Raw genomic sequence first — 16219 nt, 5'->3', positions numbered from 1 at the left:
CGGCGTCTGGCCTTGGAACCATAAATTCCTACGGCGATCAGGCTAGAACTGCGCCGAAGGATGGGGGCAGGGGGCTACGCGCCTTCATCCTCGATCCCGTCTCGGTCACGCTGGCCGCGCTGTCGCGCTGAGGCGGGCGGCTTGCACTTGGTCCGCGCCGCGCAGTATGGGGGCGCGAGCCGACCTAAAAGACCGATTTCCCCAGCCCGAGCGGAGCCAGCCCCATGACCATCACCCATCTCGTCACCCATTCGGGCGGCTTTCACGCGGATGAGCTTTTGTCCTCCGTCATTCTGACACGGCTCTACCCGGAAGCGACCCTGCTGCGCAGCCGTGACGCCCAGTGGATCACGCCGGGCGCCGGGCGGATCATCTATGACGTAGGCCGCGATTACGACGCCGAGGCGTTGATCTTTGACCACCACCAACGCCCCGGCCCGCTGCGCGAAGATGGCCAGCCTTTCAGCTCTTTCGGGTTGATTTGGCAGCACTATGGCCGCGACTATCTGCGCAGCTTTGACCTGCCCGAGGCGGACCTTGAGGATATTCACCGCAGCTTCGACCAAGGTTTCGTGCTGCCGGTTGACCTGATCGACAATGGCGCGCTTGAGCCGTCGGTGGCAGGGCCGCTGGCGGGCATGACCCTGCCGGTGCTGCTGGAGACACTAAAACCCGTTTTCGATGAACGGGGCGAAGATGCCGACGACCGCGCCTTCATGGCCGCTTTGCCAGTTGCCCGGGCCTTTGTCGAAGCCGCGATCAAGGGCAAGGCCGCCAAACGCCGGGCCGAGTCGATGGTGATGCAGGCCATTGAGGCGGCAGGCAGCGGGCGCGTGTTGGAATTGCCGACGGGCATGCCCTTCCGCTCGGCGGTGGAGAAGGCCGGAGCGGATCATCTGCTATTCGTCGTGCACCCGCGCGGGGACGATTGGGCTCTGACCACGATCCGCAAAAGCGGCGACAGCTTCGAGGCCCGCGCCGATCTGCCCGAGGCTTGGGCCGGGTTAACGGATGCCGAATTGGAGACTGCAAGCGGCGTGCCGAGCGCAAAATTCTGCCACAACGCGCGCTTCATCGCCGTGGCGGCAACCCGAGAGGCGGCGCTGCGCATGGCCGAACTGGCGGTCGCGCAAGCCGAGTAAGGCCGAGGCCCCAAAGGGCCCCGGCAGAGGTCACATATAGGCGTCGGAGGTCAGGAAAAACATCGTTTCGCTGACCTGTATCTCATGGGCGAAAGTCCATGTCGGCGCATGACGCTGGTAGCGGTCGGAGGCCATGAGCGCGCGAAAGCCCTCTGCGGTCCCTGGCCCCCATGCGCCATCAATCGCCCCCGTGTAATAGCCTTCGTGTTTGAGGCTGTCTTGCACCATCCGGCGCGCGCCAAGGTCGCGGCTTTGGAACAGGGCCTGCACCTCGGCAAGGGTCACCTCTGCCGATTGCGCATAGAGCGGGCCGACACGCAATGTCGCGGCACCGATAGCGGCGGCGGTGAAAAATCCTCTTCGTTTCATCGTAATTCCTCTTTGGTAAAGCCGGGGGGGGTTAAGCAGGCGCCGAGGACGTGCGTTTCGACATCAACGCGGCGACGACGCCCCAGATGATCGACAGCGGCCAAGTGATCAATGCGCCGAAACCGAAGGTCACGATACCGATGAGAATGGCGAGAATGATCATCACGATTCCCCCTGCCACGGTGGCGTAAAGCAGCCCCAGCGGGCCAAAAAGTAGCGTCAGGAAAAACGCCGCAACGACGCTTTTCTGCGGTTTGGTATGGATGATTGTGGTGGTGTGGGTGGGGGCATCGGTCATACATCGTATCCTATATAAACAAACTAAAATTGGCTTCGGCACCGCCCTGACGGCGACAAATACAATGTGATTTAGTTGGAATGGAATTGCGGCCTTTTCTAGGCCAGTATTCGCTAATTAAGGGAAATTTTCGAAAAACTTCCCGTAAACCGATAGGTCCTATCTCTGATCGTCGAGCCAGATCGAGAGGAAGCCTTCGGCCTGGGCAGCCGTTTCGGCCTCTTGCACAGCCTGCTTACGGGCCTCGGCGCGGCGGGTGCGGATCAGGTCAATGCGCTTGGCCTCGGCGAAGAGCCCGTTCAGCCTGTCATGAATGCCCGCGCTATCGGCGCGCAGCCGCTCGGCCTCGGCCTCTTTGCGGTGGATCGTTTCCGAAACGTTGCGAATGAATGCCGAGACCACGCGCGTCGATTCCACCGCATCGGGGTCGCCACGGTCGTTGAGCTGCTCCATCAGGCTATGACGTTCGTCTTCGATCTGGGTCAGGGCGCGGTTCACCTCGGCCATCTCCAGCGCCACATTCTCCATCTCGAAGCGTTTGAGCCGCGACAATACGGCCAGCCCGTCGCCGCGCCGCGGTTTCACGGCTTGGCGCCCTGCGACAGAACAATGAGCCGCTCGCGCATCCGCTCCAGCACTTCGGCGTCAAGCAGCGGTAGCCCCTCCATCGGGGGGACATGGCCGATGACACCGTGACGACGCATGGAGTTGGGCAACCGGGCCTCTGCTTCGGCGGTCTTGTCGACCTCTTCCGCGTCCTTTTCCTTGGCCGGTCCAGCCGCCAGCCCCGGCCCGGCAAGAAGCGCGATGAGCGCGATCAGGGGCAGGGGGCGCATCATACGGCGGGCAGTTCGCGCTGCGAGGCCTCCACGGCGGAGAAGTTCGGCTGTTTCGTCGTGGGGATGTTGCCACGGCCCAATTCGATGCAGATGCCGGGCGGGTGGCCCGCCACGATGGCCACGATCACGTCGCGGATCACGGTATATATCGCACCGTCTTCCTCTTCGATCTGCTCCAACCGGCCCGCGATGGGCTGCACCATGCAGTAGGCAAGGAAAACGCCAAGGAAGGTGCCCACCAAGGCCCCGCCGATCATCGCGCCAAGGATCTCTGGCGGCTTGTCGATCGAGGACATGGTTTTGATCACCCCCAAAACCGCCGCAACGATGCCGATGGCGGGCAGCCCGTCGGCCATGCTCTGGATCGCGCTGGCAGAGACAAGTGATTCATGGTGGTGCTTCTTGATCTTGCGGTTCAACACGTCTTCCATTTGGAACCGGTCGTCGAATTGCATCGACATCATGCGGAAGCTGTCGGCGATGAGGTCGGTCAGAAAATGGTCTTTCATCAGCTTGGGGTAGCGTTGAAAGATCGGGCTGGCCTCGGGGTTTTCGATATGCTCGTCCATCGCGACGATGCCCTTGGTCTTATATAGGCGCGCCAGTTCGAACATCAGCGCCAGTAGATCGTTGTAATCCGCCGCCTTCCAACGCGGCCCCTTGATCACGCGCATCACGCCGACCAGCGATGACTTCACCACCGAGAAGGAGTTGGCGATCACAAAAGCCCCGAGAGAGGCGCCGCCGATCATCATGCCTTCATAGGGTAGGGCGTGCAGGACGATGTCCATATTGCCCCCCGACAGCATGAAGCCGCCAAAGACCAGACCGAAGACCATTACAAGACCAAGCAAGAGTGTCATTGCTGCACACGCCTCCAAAAAGAAACTATTCTTACTTTATCCTTGAGTGAATGGGTCTATACAAGTATTATCTAGGAAAGAACTTGGGTTTCTATGATGAATAGTGGTTTTTCGGTCAAAGAAGAGTTGAGGAATGATGTCGACGCTCTGCAAGAGCCCGACGCCTTCGCCTATTTCGTCGACCCCTCCGAGCTTTCGGTGCTCGTGCAGGGCTGGCCCGAGGAGATGCGGCTGCTGCTTTGCATGGATGCGGGCGGGCTTTGTGAGTTCGTGGTCTTTCACAATGACGAAGAGCACGCGGTCTTTGACCGGGTTGCGGATATCCTTGATCGTCCCGTGGGCAGCTTTGCCGTCAGCCCCGAAGTTGAGGGGCATCCCTGCCGCAGGTTGTTGTTTTCTGAGGAAAACGCGCTGTTGAAGGCGATTCAGGAAAGCAAAACACTGGAAGAAACGGCGGCGGATTACCTGATCAACTACAACTTCGCCCGCGAAGAGGGCTTGGATTTCGACGAGTTGATGCGCCAGCGCCCTGAGTTGGAGCAGTTCCAGCGCGTCAGCACCAACAAGATCTTTCCCATCGGCACCCGCAAGCGCCGCAAGCTGCGCACGGGCCCGCCCGAAGGTTATATGCCCTCCGCCGAGGTGCAGCCGGGTGAGTGTTTCTATGTGCGCCTTGAAATGTGGCTCGCCGGGGGGCGGATGCGAATCGCGGCCAGCCCGGAAAAGCCGCTGCCCATGGTGCCGACCTTGGTGCGTGACATTGCGTTCCGTGACGATTTTGCATCAGTCTACATCCCCCGTGACACGCTCGCGGCGGAGTGGCGGCCCAAGGATAACATGGTGATCGACATCCCGGCCGAGCTTTTCCCCGCCGGGTTCAGCGACAGTTGTGAGCGGCGCGAAGTGAAGGTCGCGGTCATGCCCCGGGGTATCTTTGTCGAATTCGGCGCACCCATTGACGTGCCCCCGGCACCCGAGCCTGAGTTGCTCGACCCCGCGACGTTGACACCGCAGCCGCCCGCACCGCGCAAGAGCCTGTGGAAGTCCCTGCATATCCCGTTGATCGCGGTGGCAGGGCTGGGGGTGACCGGTCTGTTCAGCACGATCATCGCGCAGACGACGGGGAATGACGTGGCCCCCGATCCGGCCCCGAAAAGCGCGATTTTCAATACCGTCGCGCAGATGGAGCCGTGATGCATTCTGCACGATATGGCGGAAAAGTGCTTGCCAATGCTTGCGCGGGTTCCAAATACAATTCGAATCGTGATAAGAATAAACGGCAAAGAATTATTTATCTTTGCTGCGTCCCTTGCGAAGCGCTTCTTGAACGCTTTGCGAACCTTGCAGAAGGCAAGATTAACTTAACAAGGAAGTTGCTTCATGCCTAATGTACCCCCCAAGCAGAATCTAAGCGATACCGCGATTGCGACCATCGTTTCGGGTTTCGCCAGCCGCAGCGACGTGACGATCGACGATATCTTGACCTTGGTCGAGCGTCTGCGCGCCACCCCAGCCGACGCCCCTGCCACCGCATTGGCCAATATCCCCGCCGCCGTCGCGCCCATCGCGCCCAAGGCCCAAGGCATGACTGCCGCGCCGGGTGAGCAGCCGATGACCGATGACACGATCTTTTGCCTGTGCTGCGGCAAGGGGTTCAAAATGCTCAAGCGTCACCTCGGGGCCGAACATGGGCTGACCGAAGCGGAATACCGCGTGATGTTCAGCCTGCCCGCCGACGCGCCGCTGGTCGCGCCGAGCTACTCCAAGCGCAAAGCCGAATACGCCAAACGCGCCGGGTTGGGCAAATACAGCCGTGACAAGTCGGACAACAACGCAGAGCTTTCCTGATCTGGCCCCGGGCCCGATCTTGCGTAGTCGGGAGGCCGTGTGATGGCTGACAAAAAGAACGCGATGATCATCATCAAGCGCTACGACGCGGAGGGCGGCCATGCCCACCACGGCGGCGGTTGGAAGGTGGCCTATGCGGACTTCATGACCGCGATGATGGCGTTTTTCCTGCTGTTGTGGATCCTCGCCGCCTCGGATGAGGAAAAGCTGCGCGGTCTGGCCAATTACTTTACGCCGACGGTGTCGGATGGGGGCTCCTCCTCGGATGCGGCGGCGGACCTGCGTCCGCTGATGGCAGCCGGGGTGATGACCGGCGCGGTCGACAACACCGGCAATGTGCAAAAGCCGACCTTTGGCCGGGACAACCCGATGATGGTCTTCGACAGCCGCCTGCGCGACAAACCGGCGGCAGTGGTCGTGGAATATGCCGAAGCGCCCGAGCCTGCGGCAGCCGCCGATCCCGCTACATTGGCCGCGATTGAGGAATCCGAGCGCCGCCAGTCCGAGATTGACCGGATGGCCGAAGATATCGCCGAGCGGATCACATCGGACAGCACGCTGAATGATCTGGCGCGCAATGTCCGGTTGGAGAAATCAAACGGGGCGCTGACGGTTCAGGTGTTGGATCAGGACGAACGGTCGCTCTTTGCGCGCGGCAGTGCTGATGTGACCCCCAAGACCCGTGAATTGCTGCTGGCCATCGGTGATGTGATCGCCGATCAGAACCAGCCGGTCGAGATTGTGGGCCATACCGATGCCGCCGCCTTTGGCGCGAACAACGGCTACACGAACTGGGAATTGTCGGCAGATCGTGCCAATGCCACGCGCCGCACGCTGATGGCTGCGGGGATCGCTGGGGCGCGGTTCATGCGGGTTTCCGGTGTGGCCGACACGCAACCGATCAACACGATCGATCCCTTGGCCTCGGAAAATCGCCGCATCTCGATTCGCTTGGTGTACCAGGCCGAGTAGCCCTTATTTTCAAGGCTCTATCGGCCCGGTTGTGCGTAATTCAAGCCTCGGCAAAAGTGCGACATCCCTGCCGCTGATTCCCAAAAATAATATCCGGTCTTGAAAAATTGTTGACGGTCAAGGTCTTGCGATCTAGACCTAAAGCAATAAACGAGCACCGGGCACCTAAAAAACTTTAAAAAAACGCCCGGATAAACCATGGACAGAATGTCCTGAACGAGGCGGAAATGCAGGTAAACTCACTTATAGGTGGCATCTGGAAGGGTGCCTGCCACATGGATTCATCGGCCGATGGCCGTCATTTCAACATGCTGATCCGGGCGCTTATTCCGGTTCAAGCTTCGGTCTTCGAGATGCAGGATTGGGCCGGTCACCCGGTCGCAATGCCAGATTGCATCGAACCGATCCCGGGTATCTGCCTTGGCGATATCCTTGCCGAAGAACTCGACGCCGATGTGCCTTATGGCTCGCTCGTCGTCATTCGCAAAAGCGACAATTTCACCAATATCTCCCAAGCTGCCGGTGCGCTGGTGGGCGAAGTCTTGATCGGGATCATCGGGCGTGGACTGTTCCCGATGATGGACGAAGACAGCGTTCTGCACGCATTGGGTCAGGCATATCATCACGCGGCAGAGGCGGATGAGCTGCTCAAGCTGGGGCTTGAGCCTGCGGCTTTCCGCATGGGGCTGAGCGCGGTTCTGGGGCAGTACTGGGGCCGTCCGGTTGACAGTCACTCGGTCTTTGCAGCACAGCCCGCCGAGAGCGCACAGATTTCGTTGCGGGCCCTGACCGGCACGGAGACACCCGTGACCCTCAATCAGTGGACTTTGCGGTTGAAAGCCCTTGTTGAAGGCCGCAGCGCGCGCCGCGCCTTCGAAGATCAGCGCGGAAACGTGCGGATCTCCTGATCCCAAAAGGGCCTTCGGATTTCCTTGTGGAAGCCTAAGTTGGAGGACGTCAAATGATTGCTCAGCTTCAGGCAGCACCAGCGGTGCCGAGTGTCCCAGGTCTCGGGCAGCCGTCCCCAAATGGGGCGGCCGAAGGCTTTGCCGCCCTGATGCAGGGCATGACGGGGCAGGAGGCCGCGCCAGAGCCGCAGGTTCAGGGCATGGAAAGCCCCTTGCCGGAAACAGACGCCGCCGATGATGCGCTGCCTGAGGGGATTGACCTTGAGACGGCAGAGGGGCTGATGGCCCTGATGGATCACACCATCGCGGCGCTGGAGGAGGCCAACCACCCGATCACCCCAAAGGCCGCACTCGCCGCATTTGCCGAAGCCCTGGGCGCGGCGCCGCCCGGCAGTGTCGGCGCGTTGGAAGCGGTGGCCCAAATTGACGACCCCAGCCTTGAGGCCGCGCTGGAAGAGAAACTTGGCCGTGCCCTGCGCATCCCGACGCCGACCAGCCAGCTTAGCATCGCGTCAGCGGTGGTGCCGGTCGTCGGACGGGTCGCCATCGTCAAGGGGCCGGTCTTAGGGCTGGCCGAAGGGGCCGCGCCGGCTTTGCAAATCGATGGGATCGTTGGTCAAGTCGCCGCCAAGCCGGTAACCTCGGGCGACACGCCGGTCCTGCGGTTGACGCCCGATGCGACTACAGAAAGGGTCGTCGCTGCGCCCGCCGCCTCTGCCGCGCCCGCCGAAGCCAGTACAAGTCCCATCCCGCAGGTGGACTTGAGCGCAGAAGCCGCAGACCCCCGCATCACCGCCGCCACCGACCGGTTCAGTGCCGCTGTCGATGCCGCCAAGGCACCCCAGCCCGGCGCGAATGCTCCGGCAGCCGAGGCCGCGCTGCGCGAAGTCGCCGCTTTGACCGCACCGCAGGCCCCCCAGAGCGAGGGACTACGCCTCAGCCCGCCGCAGCCGACACCCGCGCCCGCGCCGAACCCCGCCGCCGCGCCAGATGAGCAACTGCGCCAGCATGTCAGCCAGCAGATCCGCGGCCTCGACACCGCAGACAACAAGCTGCGCTTCTCGCTCTCGCCCTACGGCATGGGCGAGATCGAGATCGAAGTCGTCCGCAGCGAGACGGGCCGGATGCAGATCGCCATGACCGCTGAAAGCGCTTCGGTGCTAAACATGCTGCGCCAAGACCGCGAACACCTGCTGGATGCGCTGCAGTCGCGCGGCATCAGCGCCGATAACGCCGACCTTGATTTCCAGACCTTCGACGACCGGGGCCGCAACGGCGGGCAGCAGCATGGGCCAGAGTTCACCCAAAGAGCAGCGCAGGCCGATGATGCGCCGGGCACTGACGCCCAGCCCTTGGCGCAAACCCCCAGCTCTAACTTGAGTGCCGGGCAGTTGGATATCCTCACCTGAAAGGCGAGACCATGATTGACGCGACCACAGCAAGCACCCTGAGCACCGCCAACACCTCGGCGGCGGCGACCTCTTCGGCAGAGCTTCAGGAGAGCTACAACAGCTTTCTCACTCTGCTGACGGCGCAGATCTCAAACCAAGACCCGCTGAACCCGGTGGATTCGACGCAATTCGTTTCGCAATTGGCGCAATTGACTCAAGTCGAGCAGAGCATCGCGACCAACGCGAGCCTTGAGCAGATCAGCACGATGCTTTCCACTGTCGGCGCGATGTCGGACCTGCAATTGATCGGGCGCGACGTGCTGGTCCCCTCGACACAAGTTCGCATGACCGAGGATGAATTCCCGCTGAGCTATCAGCTCAATGCCGGGGCGGAGGATGTGACCGTCCGCATCTATTCCCAAGACGGCAGCCTGATCCGCGAGATGCCCGGCCCCTCTACCGCAGAGGGGGAGGTGATCGACGTGGATTGGAACCGCCTCGATTCAGTGGGCCTGCCGGTGCCACCCGATACCTTCCGGGTTGAGATCACGGCGACGGATGCCGCGGGCAATGACGTGGGGGTGACCCCGTTGACCCGGTCCGAGGTGACGCGGGTGAACTTCACTGCCTTGGGGCCGGAGTTGGAGTTGGATAACGGGGAATCCGTGCTGTCAAACGTGGTGCGTTCGGTTCTGTAAACCTTCGGCGCGGCGCGGGTCAGAGCCGCGCCACATCCTGTTTGTAGAGCGATACGAACATCACATCGTCGACGCCCTTATGCTCTTTGCTGATAAGATCGCGCAGCAACCGCGAGAGGGCTTCGCTGTCAATCGCCACCCCGCGCAGCACAGCGCTTTCGGCGGCGAGGTTCATCGCCTGCAAAAGGGAATCGCGCATCCGCGTCGCATCTTCGACCCGGCGGTAGCGTTCGGCCAATTCCAGCGTTCCCATCTTCAGCGCGAAATCCGCCACGATATAAGAGACGCTGTTGGTCTTCTCCACCGGGATCGTCATCTGACCAAGCCGCACCACGGTGCGGTCTTTGGCCAGTTCATAGCTGTCCATCGGCGCTTGGGCCTCATCCTTGGCGGATGCCTCGCCATGGGCGTCTTTCTCGGGGGTATGGCCTGCGTCTTTTACCGCTTCATCCGCGCCGTGGGGGGCGTTTTCATCACTCTCTGTTCCCGCCGCTTCGGCTGGGGCAGGGCCAAGGGCCAGACCGGCGCCATAGCCTGCACCCATGCAAAGCAAGGGGAGTGCTACGAATGCGATTGCTGCCTTTTTCATGTTCGACCTTTCCTGAGCTTTCGTCAGGTTTAACGGTCGATTGCGACGGCAATGGTCTCACTTTGTGACCAAGTCGCGAATTAATAGGGCAGGATCACATCCATCGCATCTTCGCCGTAACTGCGCTCTTGGGCGCGCGAAAGCGTGCCACGACCGCCATAGGCGATGCGGGCCTCGGCGATCTTGTCATAAGAGATGGTGTTGTCATCGCGGATGTCGGCAGGGCGCACGATCCCAGCCATGCGCAGCTCACGCAGCTCTTGATTCACCATGATTTCTTGGCGTCCCGCGACCACAAGCGTGCCGTTGGGCAATTTGTCGATGACCAAGGCGGCCACTTTAAGCTCGATCTGTTCGTTGCGCGAAATGGCACCAGAGCCGCTTGCTTCGGAGGCCGAGCCGATCTCGACGACATCGCCACTCGGCAGGTCGGCTGCGCTGATTCCGGGCAAAATTGCGGCAATTTTCGCGCCATAGCCAAAGAATGTCGGGAAACCGATGGAGCTTGCGCCTTCGCGCTCGCGGTCGGTTGAGTTGCGCAATTGCGCGCGGTCGTCGATTGAGATCACGACCGTGACGATATCACCGATATCATCGGCGCGCTGGTCCGCAAACAGCGCTTCGCTGCGGGCCGAGAAGAGCGAGGCTTTGGCACTGCCGCGACGTGGCGGCTCCATCGCGACGGCGGGCATCGGCACCTGAACGCGGGCCACTTCAGGGATGGTTTGCCCATCCACCACGATCGGCGAGGGCTGCGGATCGCGGTCGAAGTGATCTGCGGTATCGCAGGCGGTCAGGGCAAGGGCCGCGCCCAACATCAAGACAGAGGGGCGCGCGAAAGCGGTGGTCATCGAATGATCTCCACGGTCCCTTCGCCGGTGGCGATGCCGGTGACCGTTTTGTTGCTGACAAGGTTCACGATACGGATTTCCTGCCCCTCATGCGCATCATCAAGCGCGCGCCCCGGAGAGGAGAGGGCCAGAAGCCCGTCGCTGAAATAAATATCCACCCGTTCGCCCCGGTTGATGACCAGCGGCTGGATGATGGACTGGATCTGGATCGGGCGGCCCGGCGTCAGCACGCGGCGGACCTGTTTGCCGATGACCTCTTCCATATCCGTCATCACATAGGTGCCGATGCGGCCCACGGGCAGGCGCATGACGGTCAGGTCGTCTTCCATGATGATGTCATCGGGCAGCAGGCGCGTGAGCGGGACAGGGACCGGCATGGTCACAAGGGCATAGCCGCCGATGCGCTGCACCTCGCCCGTCTCAAGGACCGCATTTGCCAGAAACTTGCCGCTGCGCGGGTCCATCCAGAACTCTGCCAGCGTCAACACGGCGTCAGCTGGGGCGTCCTTGACGGTGATCTCGAACTCGCCGTCTTGCGGCAAGCTGTCGGCGTAATCGGTGCGCGCGCGTTCCTCGACCAACACGCCGATGGGGGCCGACAGGGCAGGGCCCGTCAGCACCATCAGGCCAAGGAAGAGGGCGGCGAGCCGTTTCATTAGCGGATTTGGTTCGCAGCCGAGAGCATCTGGTCTGCGGTCTCGATTGACTTGGAGTTCATCTCATAGGCGCGCTGCGCCGAGATCAGATCGGTGATCTGTTGGATGACATTCACGTTGGACGCCTCAAGATAGCCCTGACGGATCATCCCCGCGCCCGGATCACCGGGGTTCACCACCTGCGCTTCGCCGGAGGCTTCGGTCGCCAGCAGGAAGTTGTTGCCCACCGGGCGCATCCCCGGCTCGTTGACAAAGGTGGTCAGGCTGAACTGGCCCAGTTCCACCGGCACGGGATCGTTTTCGACATAGGCCATGACGACGCCCTGTTCGTTGATCTCGACCGCTGTGGTGTTCTCGGGCACGACCATGCCCGGCTCGACACGGTAGCCCTGCATCGTGACGATCTCGCCCTCAGGGGAGAGTTGGAACGACCCGTCGCGGGTATAGGCGGTGCCGCCATCGGGCAGCGTGACCGAGAAATACCCACGCCCGTCGATAGCGACGTTAAGCTGGTTCTCGGTGGCAACCATGCCGCCTTGGGTATTCAACCTCACGGTGCCCGCGGTCTGCACGCCCATGCCGATGTCGATACCCACGGGGCGGGTCGATCCGGCCTCGGAAGTGACAGCGCCCTCGCGCTGCATGGATTGATAGATCAGATCCTGAAAGGCGGCGCGGCTGGCTTTAAACCCGGTGGTGTTCGCGTTGGCGATGTTGTTCGAGATCACATCGACATTGGTCTGCTGCGCCATCATGCCGGTTGCGGCGATGCTAAGTGCCTTCATTGTCTCGTTCCTTCCGTTTCACGGATGTCGGGGTCAGACCGCCTGCGCGATCCGTTTGAGCGAGTCGCGGCGCAGGTCGTCCGCATTGCCCATCATGGTATTCGTGCGCTCATAAGCGCGCTGCACGTCGATCAGCCGGGTCATCTCGCGCACCGGATTGACGTTGCTAAGCTCCAGCGTGCCTTGGCGCACCTGCACAGCTTCGGCCACGGCGGGATTGGCAGCGCCCTCGGGCGCGACCAGCATGCCGCCGCCAAGACGCTTGTAGCTTTGGATTTCAGGGATATTAAAAACGCCGATACGGCCCAGCGGGCCGGTCTCACTGCCCGAAATCGTGCCGTCTTCGGAAATGTTGATGTCGCCTATGCCCGCGGGGGGCAGTTGGATCGGCGCACCGCCCGCGTCGAGTACTTTGGCCCCCGACAACAGGGTCAGATTGCCCTCAGGGTCGAGGACAAAGCTGCCATCGCGGCCAAAGGCCTGCTGCCCGTCGGCGGTTTGATAGCTGAACCACCCCTCACCATGCAGCGCCACATCCAGCGGGTTGCCGGTCTGCGACAGCGCGCCGGGGCGGGTGTCGATGTAAGAGCCTGTGTCGCTGACGAATGCCGCCTGATCGTCGCCAAGTGCTGTGTTGTCCTGCAGCAGGGCCTCAAAAACCACATGCTCGCCCTTGTAGCCTGCGGTGCTGGCGTTGGCGATATTGTTGGCGGTGATGTCGAGTTGGCGCTGAAGGGAAGTCGCCAGCGACATGCTGATATGGCTGGTTTCCGTCATGGCGGGCCTCAGGTTGGGCAAGGATGGCGTGACTTTATTGAAGGTCAGTGTGAAATAAAGAATGGATCTTTACAAGAATAAAGTGCATCTATTCATGAAATGAAGCATCTGCACAACATTGTCTTTGGTCTCTCTTTGATCTTGGCCGCGCCTGTGGCGGCGGAGGAAGGTGCTATCTTTGCGCCTCTGTCCTTGGTGGAACAGGGGCAAGAGGATTTCCTTGCCGCCCGTGAGACGCTGATGATGCAGCTTTTCGCCGCAACCGATCCGGATGCCCCCCAGCGGGCCGCGGCGCTGCTGGACCTTTCGGAATTGCACCTTGCATGGATGATGCGCCCTGAGGCGGCAGGCTTTTTGGCGGCGCTCGACGCCGAGGCCCTCAAAGGTGACGCAGCGCGGCGGCATCGAACATTGAACCTCGCCCTTGCTTTGTTGGAAGAGGACGCGGGCGCGGGCGGAGATTTGGGGCAGGCGGTGTCTTGGTCCGTCGGGTGGAGCGAGGGGCAGGCCCTGCGGGCAGCGGCCTTTGCCCGGCTGGGGGCGGCGGAGGAGGCGGCGCGTTTGATCCCGCGCACGTTGGAGAGCCTCGGCGCCCTGTCACCCGCGATCCAAGCCGCGGTCCTGCCGGACCTGCTTGAGGCGGCTTTGGAGGCCGAGAATTGGGAAGTGGCGCAGGCATTGGCCGCGCAGTTCCCCAAACATGTCGAATTGCGCGATGGCCCCGCCTATCGCTACCTGCTGGCCCGCGCGTCAGAAGTGTCGGGCGATCTTTTGATGGCCTTTGAGGGCTATGTCCAAGCCGCGCAGGGCCGCGATCTCTATGCGCAACGGGCGCGGCTCGCGCTGGTTCGGATGGGGCGAGAGACCGAGACCTTGCCGGGGAAAGATGCGCTGTCGCTGCTCAAAACCGCGCGCTGGATGTGGAGCGGGGATGACCTTGGCCGCGAAGGCGCGGTGCTGCTGGCAGAGGTCGCGACAGAGCAGGGCGATACCGATACCGCCCTTTGGGCCTTGCATAATTTGCTGCGGAGCACCCCTGATGATGAGGCCGAGGCGCTGCGCGCGCAGGCGCGGGATATCTATGGGGCATTCTACGCGGCAGGCGCCGCAGGTGAACTCGATCTGGGACCGTTCCTTGAGGGGCACGCCCGTATCAGCGCCCGCTGGCGCTTTGATCCGGCTTTTGTGGGGCATGCCGTGGCTGTGCCGCAGCGCCTGCTGGGCACCGGGATGACCGCCCTTGCTGCGCGCGAGTATCGCGCGCTGCTTGAAATGGTGGAGGCTCTGGAAGGGGTCGGGACGAATGCCCCCGATGCAGCCCTTTTGGCTGATCTGCGCCGCGGCGAGGCCCGTGCGCTTTTGGCGGGCGGGCAGGCAGATGCGGCCGTAGATTTACTGAGCGGCTATGCCGACGATCAGGGGGCCGAGGCCGAAGCCCTTTTGGTTGAAGCCTTGGCGCAGGCGGGCCGCTCGGATGAGTTGGCGGCCCTGCGGCTGCGCGCCCAAGACATGGATCTGCGCCGCAGCCGTGCGGTGGCTCTATACGAGACCGGCAAATGGGGCGCGGCCCGGCAAGCTTTTCTTGAAATGTGGGAGGCCCATCCCCCGCAGTTCGCCTTTGCCGATGCCACGCGCCTGACCCTTGCTGCCTATCAGGCGGGCGATAGTGAGACCGTCGCACGAGCCGCCGCGGCCTTTCCCGCGCTTGCCGAACTGCCCGGCTGGGCAGACCTCGCCACCGGGCTCGGCGCACAGCCCCGAGGGGAGGGGCCGCGGGGATCAGACGTGATGCGGCTGAGTATGGAAAGCGCGGACCGTATCCTTGATGCCGTGACCAAAGTGACGGATGTCAAGGAAAGTCAGTGACATAAATATCAAACGCAAATTTTATTCTTGCTTTGGTCATGAAGAATCGGCTTTGTCATGTATAACCCAAGAATAACAAGAACGAGCAGGATCAAGTCATGAGCATTACAAGCGCCCTTCAGATCGGGGTCAGCGGGTTGCAGGCCAACTCCTCCCGCGTCCAGAATATCTCTAGCAATATCGCCAACGCCAATACGGTCGGTTATCGGCGGACCTTCTCGGAATTCGTGACGCAGAACACCGGGTCGACGCAGGCGGGGGTGCTGACGGATGTGCGGGCCGATATCTCGGCCAATGGCAACATCATGGGCACCGGTCGCTCAACAGACCTGGCCGTGCAGGGCGATGGCTTTTTCGTCGTGTCGCGCAACCCTAATGATCCTGTCGAGTCCAATTACTACATGACCCGTGCGGGATCCTTTACCCCGGATCAGGACGGCAACCTGCGCAATTCGGCGGGTTATTTCCTGTCGGGCTTTCCCACCGATGCAGCCGGGGCCACCGGAAGCGTCAGCAGCACCAGCTACAATGACCTCAGCACTGTGAATGTGGCGAGCTATCAGGTTCAAGGCACGCCCAGCACCCGCGTCGGCGTATCGGGCAATGTGCCTGCGCAAGAGACCGGCGCCGGCACCACGGGCACGGCCTTTGAATCCACCCTGCGCTATGTCAACCAACTGGGCGGCAGCGACGCGCTGAACCTGTCTTGGACCCCCGGCGCCACGGCCAATGAATGGACCGTCAACATCAGCGATGAGGCGGGCAACGACTATGGCAATGCAACGGTGAATTTCACCGACAGCGGCGTCAACGCGGGCACCCCCGACAGCTACACGCCCGGCACCCTGCCGATTGACCCCGCAACCGGCGTTGTGACCCTGCAGATCAACAACGGCGGCACCCCACAGCCGCTTGAGATCGACTTCGGCGCGCCCGGCACCTTTGAGGGGATGACCCAGTTCTCGGGCGATTACACGCCTCCGGCTTTTGCGGATGACGGCACCGAGACCGGCAGCCTTGAGCGGGCCGAGATGAGCGATAGTGGCATCCTTTACGGGGTCTTTGACAATGGCCAGCGCCGCGCGCTGTTCCAAGTGCCGCTTGCCAATGTTGCCAACCCCGACCAGATGCGCTCGGTCGATGGCAACGCCTATGTTGCCACCCGCGATTCCGGCGCGGTGAGCATCGGCAATCCGATGCTGAACGGTCTGGGCAGCATCAACAGCGGCGCGCTGGAAGGCTCCAACGTGGATATCGCCCAAGAGCTTACCGACCTGATCCAAACGCAGCGGGCCTATTCCTCAAGCGCCAAGATCATCACCACCAGCGACGAAATGCTGAGTGAAACGCTAAGTATCAAACGCTAA

At 61.9% G+C, this 16219-nt stretch carries 19 protein-coding genes; 9 read left to right on the top strand and 10 right to left on the bottom strand.

Features of this window, described 5'->3' with window-relative positions:
* The first annotated feature begins 224 nt into the window (after window positions 1-224).
* The gene (locus J3456_RS06125; RefSeq protein ID WP_349579353.1) at window positions 225-1142 is read left to right on the top strand and encodes an MYG1 family protein; all 918 of its coding nucleotides are present in this window, start codon (window positions 225-227) and stop codon (window positions 1140-1142) included.
* A gap of 30 nt (window positions 1143-1172) precedes the next feature.
* On the opposite strand, the gene J3456_RS06120 is transcribed toward J3456_RS06125, so the two are convergent.
* The 5 genes from J3456_RS06120 to motA all read right to left on the bottom strand — a co-directional run bounded on the left by J3456_RS06120 (window position 1173) and on the right by motA (window position 3511).
* Window positions 1173-1511: a peptidoglycan-binding domain-containing protein gene (locus J3456_RS06120; protein ID WP_349579352.1), complete on the bottom strand. Its 339-nt coding sequence runs from the start codon at window positions 1509-1511 to the stop codon at window positions 1173-1175.
* 31 nt (window positions 1512-1542) lie between these two features.
* Entirely contained in the window at window positions 1543-1809 is a 267-nt protein-coding gene (locus J3456_RS06115) for a hypothetical protein (protein ID WP_349579351.1), read from the bottom strand.
* Between the two features lie 159 nt (window positions 1810-1968).
* On the bottom strand, window positions 1969-2394 hold the full coding sequence (locus J3456_RS06110) for a hypothetical protein (RefSeq protein ID WP_349579350.1): 426 nt from the start codon (window positions 2392-2394) through the stop codon (window positions 1969-1971).
* On the bottom strand, window positions 2391-2648 hold the full coding sequence (locus tag J3456_RS06105; protein ID WP_349579348.1) for a hypothetical protein: 258 nt from the start codon (window positions 2646-2648) through the stop codon (window positions 2391-2393). The genes J3456_RS06110 and J3456_RS06105 overlap by 4 nt, the downstream gene beginning before the upstream one ends.
* Window positions 2645-3511, bottom strand: a complete 867-nt coding sequence (gene motA, locus J3456_RS06100; protein ID WP_120350409.1) for a flagellar motor stator protein MotA — start codon at window positions 3509-3511, stop codon at window positions 2645-2647. The genes J3456_RS06105 and motA overlap by 4 nt, the downstream gene beginning before the upstream one ends.
* Before the next feature lie 93 nt (window positions 3512-3604).
* Between motA and J3456_RS06095 the strand changes: the two genes are divergently transcribed.
* From J3456_RS06095 to J3456_RS06070, 6 genes are all read left to right on the top strand, one after another.
* Window positions 3605-4705 carry a hypothetical protein gene (locus J3456_RS06095; RefSeq protein WP_349579346.1) on the top strand — a complete coding sequence of 367 codons (1101 nt, stop codon included), beginning with the start codon at window positions 3605-3607 and terminating at the stop codon, window positions 4703-4705.
* Window positions 4706-4891: 186 nt separating this feature from the next.
* Entirely contained in the window at window positions 4892-5359 is a 468-nt protein-coding gene (locus J3456_RS06090; protein WP_120350411.1) for a Ros/MucR family transcriptional regulator, read from the top strand.
* 42 nt (window positions 5360-5401) lie between these two features.
* Window positions 5402-6331 (top strand): flagellar motor protein MotB, encoded by a 930-nt coding sequence (locus tag J3456_RS06085; RefSeq protein WP_269343590.1) that lies wholly within the window; start codon window positions 5402-5404, stop codon window positions 6329-6331.
* 275 nt (window positions 6332-6606) lie between these two features.
* A complete protein-coding gene (locus tag J3456_RS06080; RefSeq protein ID WP_067938894.1) occupies window positions 6607-7239 on the top strand; it encodes a hypothetical protein in 633 nt (210 codons plus the stop codon).
* Window positions 7240-7292: 53 nt separating this feature from the next.
* Window positions 7293-8648 (top strand): flagellar hook-length control protein FliK, encoded by a 1356-nt coding sequence (locus tag J3456_RS06075; protein WP_349579345.1) that lies wholly within the window; start codon window positions 7293-7295, stop codon window positions 8646-8648.
* An 11-nt stretch (window positions 8649-8659) separates the two neighbouring features.
* Entirely contained in the window at window positions 8660-9328 is a 669-nt protein-coding gene (locus J3456_RS06070) for a flagellar hook assembly protein FlgD (protein ID WP_067629244.1), read from the top strand.
* 19 nt (window positions 9329-9347) lie between these two features.
* Here the strand turns inward: J3456_RS06070 and J3456_RS06065 are convergent, their stop codons facing one another.
* The 5 genes from J3456_RS06065 to flgF form a co-directional block, all read right to left on the bottom strand.
* Window positions 9348-9917, bottom strand: coding sequence for a hypothetical protein (locus J3456_RS06065; protein WP_349579344.1), 570 nt, complete (start codon window positions 9915-9917; stop codon window positions 9348-9350).
* Window positions 9918-9997: 80 nt separating this feature from the next.
* A complete protein-coding gene (locus J3456_RS06060; RefSeq protein WP_120350413.1) occupies window positions 9998-10768 on the bottom strand; it encodes a flagellar basal body L-ring protein FlgH in 771 nt (256 codons plus the stop codon).
* Entirely contained in the window at window positions 10765-11424 is a 660-nt protein-coding gene (gene flgA, locus J3456_RS06055; RefSeq protein WP_349579343.1) for a flagellar basal body P-ring formation chaperone FlgA, read from the bottom strand. The genes J3456_RS06060 and flgA overlap by 4 nt, the downstream gene beginning before the upstream one ends.
* Window positions 11424-12209, bottom strand: a complete 786-nt coding sequence (gene flgG, locus J3456_RS06050) for a flagellar basal-body rod protein FlgG (protein ID WP_067938908.1) — start codon at window positions 12207-12209, stop codon at window positions 11424-11426. Before flgG ends, flgA begins: the two co-directional genes overlap by 1 nt.
* Window positions 12210-12242: 33 nt before the next feature.
* Window positions 12243-12986 carry a flagellar basal-body rod protein FlgF gene (flgF, locus tag J3456_RS06045; protein ID WP_259947964.1) on the bottom strand — a complete coding sequence of 248 codons (744 nt, stop codon included), beginning with the start codon at window positions 12984-12986 and terminating at the stop codon, window positions 12243-12245.
* Window positions 12987-13085: 99 nt separating this feature from the next.
* On the opposite strand from flgF, the gene J3456_RS06040 reads away from it, so the two are divergent.
* A complete protein-coding gene (locus tag J3456_RS06040) occupies window positions 13086-14852 on the top strand; it encodes a hypothetical protein (protein ID WP_349579342.1) in 1767 nt (588 codons plus the stop codon).
* Between the two features lie 98 nt (window positions 14853-14950).
* On the top strand, window positions 14951-16219 hold the full coding sequence (locus J3456_RS06035; RefSeq protein ID WP_349579341.1) for a flagellar hook protein FlgE: 1269 nt from the start codon (window positions 14951-14953) through the stop codon (window positions 16217-16219).

Source organism: Sulfitobacter sp. NFXS29 (assembly GCF_040148765.1).
In the GTDB taxonomy this organism is placed as follows: domain Bacteria; phylum Pseudomonadota; class Alphaproteobacteria; order Rhodobacterales; family Rhodobacteraceae; genus Sulfitobacter.
Note: the sequence above shows the minus strand (reverse complement) of the source record. Positions and strands in the feature narration are given on the sequence as shown.

What these genes read in the sequence shown, in the direction of transcription:
- J3456_RS06105 (WP_349579348.1), bottom strand. Translation starts at nt 2,648, where the DNA reads ATGATGCGCCCCCTGCCCCTGATCGCGCTCATCGCGCTTCTTGCCGGG.
- J3456_RS06080 (WP_067938894.1), top strand. Translation starts at nt 6,607, where the DNA reads ATGGATTCATCGGCCGATGGCCGTCATTTCAACATGCTGATCCGGGCG.
- flgF (WP_259947964.1), bottom strand. Translation starts at nt 12,986, where the DNA reads ATGACGGAAACCAGCCATATCAGCATGTCGCTGGCGACTTCCCTTCAG.
- J3456_RS06040 (WP_349579342.1), top strand. Translation starts at nt 13,086, where the DNA reads ATGAAGCATCTGCACAACATTGTCTTTGGTCTCTCTTTGATCTTGGCC.
- flgA (WP_349579343.1), bottom strand. Translation starts at nt 11,424, where the DNA reads ATGAAACGGCTCGCCGCCCTCTTCCTTGGCCTGATGGTGCTGACGGGC.
- flgG (WP_067938908.1), bottom strand. Translation starts at nt 12,209, where the DNA reads ATGAAGGCACTTAGCATCGCCGCAACCGGCATGATGGCGCAGCAGACC.
- J3456_RS06060 (WP_120350413.1), bottom strand. Translation starts at nt 10,768, where the DNA reads ATGACCACCGCTTTCGCGCGCCCCTCTGTCTTGATGTTGGGCGCGGCC.
- J3456_RS06075 (WP_349579345.1), top strand. Translation starts at nt 7,293, where the DNA reads ATGATTGCTCAGCTTCAGGCAGCACCAGCGGTGCCGAGTGTCCCAGGT.
- J3456_RS06070 (WP_067629244.1), top strand. Translation starts at nt 8,660, where the DNA reads ATGATTGACGCGACCACAGCAAGCACCCTGAGCACCGCCAACACCTCG.
- J3456_RS06095 (WP_349579346.1), top strand. Translation starts at nt 3,605, where the DNA reads ATGATGAATAGTGGTTTTTCGGTCAAAGAAGAGTTGAGGAATGATGTC.
- J3456_RS06125 (WP_349579353.1), top strand. Translation starts at nt 225, where the DNA reads ATGACCATCACCCATCTCGTCACCCATTCGGGCGGCTTTCACGCGGAT.
- J3456_RS06065 (WP_349579344.1), bottom strand. Translation starts at nt 9,917, where the DNA reads ATGAAAAAGGCAGCAATCGCATTCGTAGCACTCCCCTTGCTTTGCATG.
- J3456_RS06035 (WP_349579341.1), top strand. Translation starts at nt 14,951, where the DNA reads ATGAGCATTACAAGCGCCCTTCAGATCGGGGTCAGCGGGTTGCAGGCC.
- J3456_RS06085 (WP_269343590.1), top strand. Translation starts at nt 5,402, where the DNA reads ATGGCTGACAAAAAGAACGCGATGATCATCATCAAGCGCTACGACGCG.
- J3456_RS06115 (WP_349579351.1), bottom strand. Translation starts at nt 1,809, where the DNA reads ATGACCGATGCCCCCACCCACACCACCACAATCATCCATACCAAACCG.
- motA (WP_120350409.1), bottom strand. Translation starts at nt 3,511, where the DNA reads ATGACACTCTTGCTTGGTCTTGTAATGGTCTTCGGTCTGGTCTTTGGC.
- J3456_RS06120 (WP_349579352.1), bottom strand. Translation starts at nt 1,511, where the DNA reads ATGAAACGAAGAGGATTTTTCACCGCCGCCGCTATCGGTGCCGCGACA.
- J3456_RS06090 (WP_120350411.1), top strand. Translation starts at nt 4,892, where the DNA reads ATGCCTAATGTACCCCCCAAGCAGAATCTAAGCGATACCGCGATTGCG.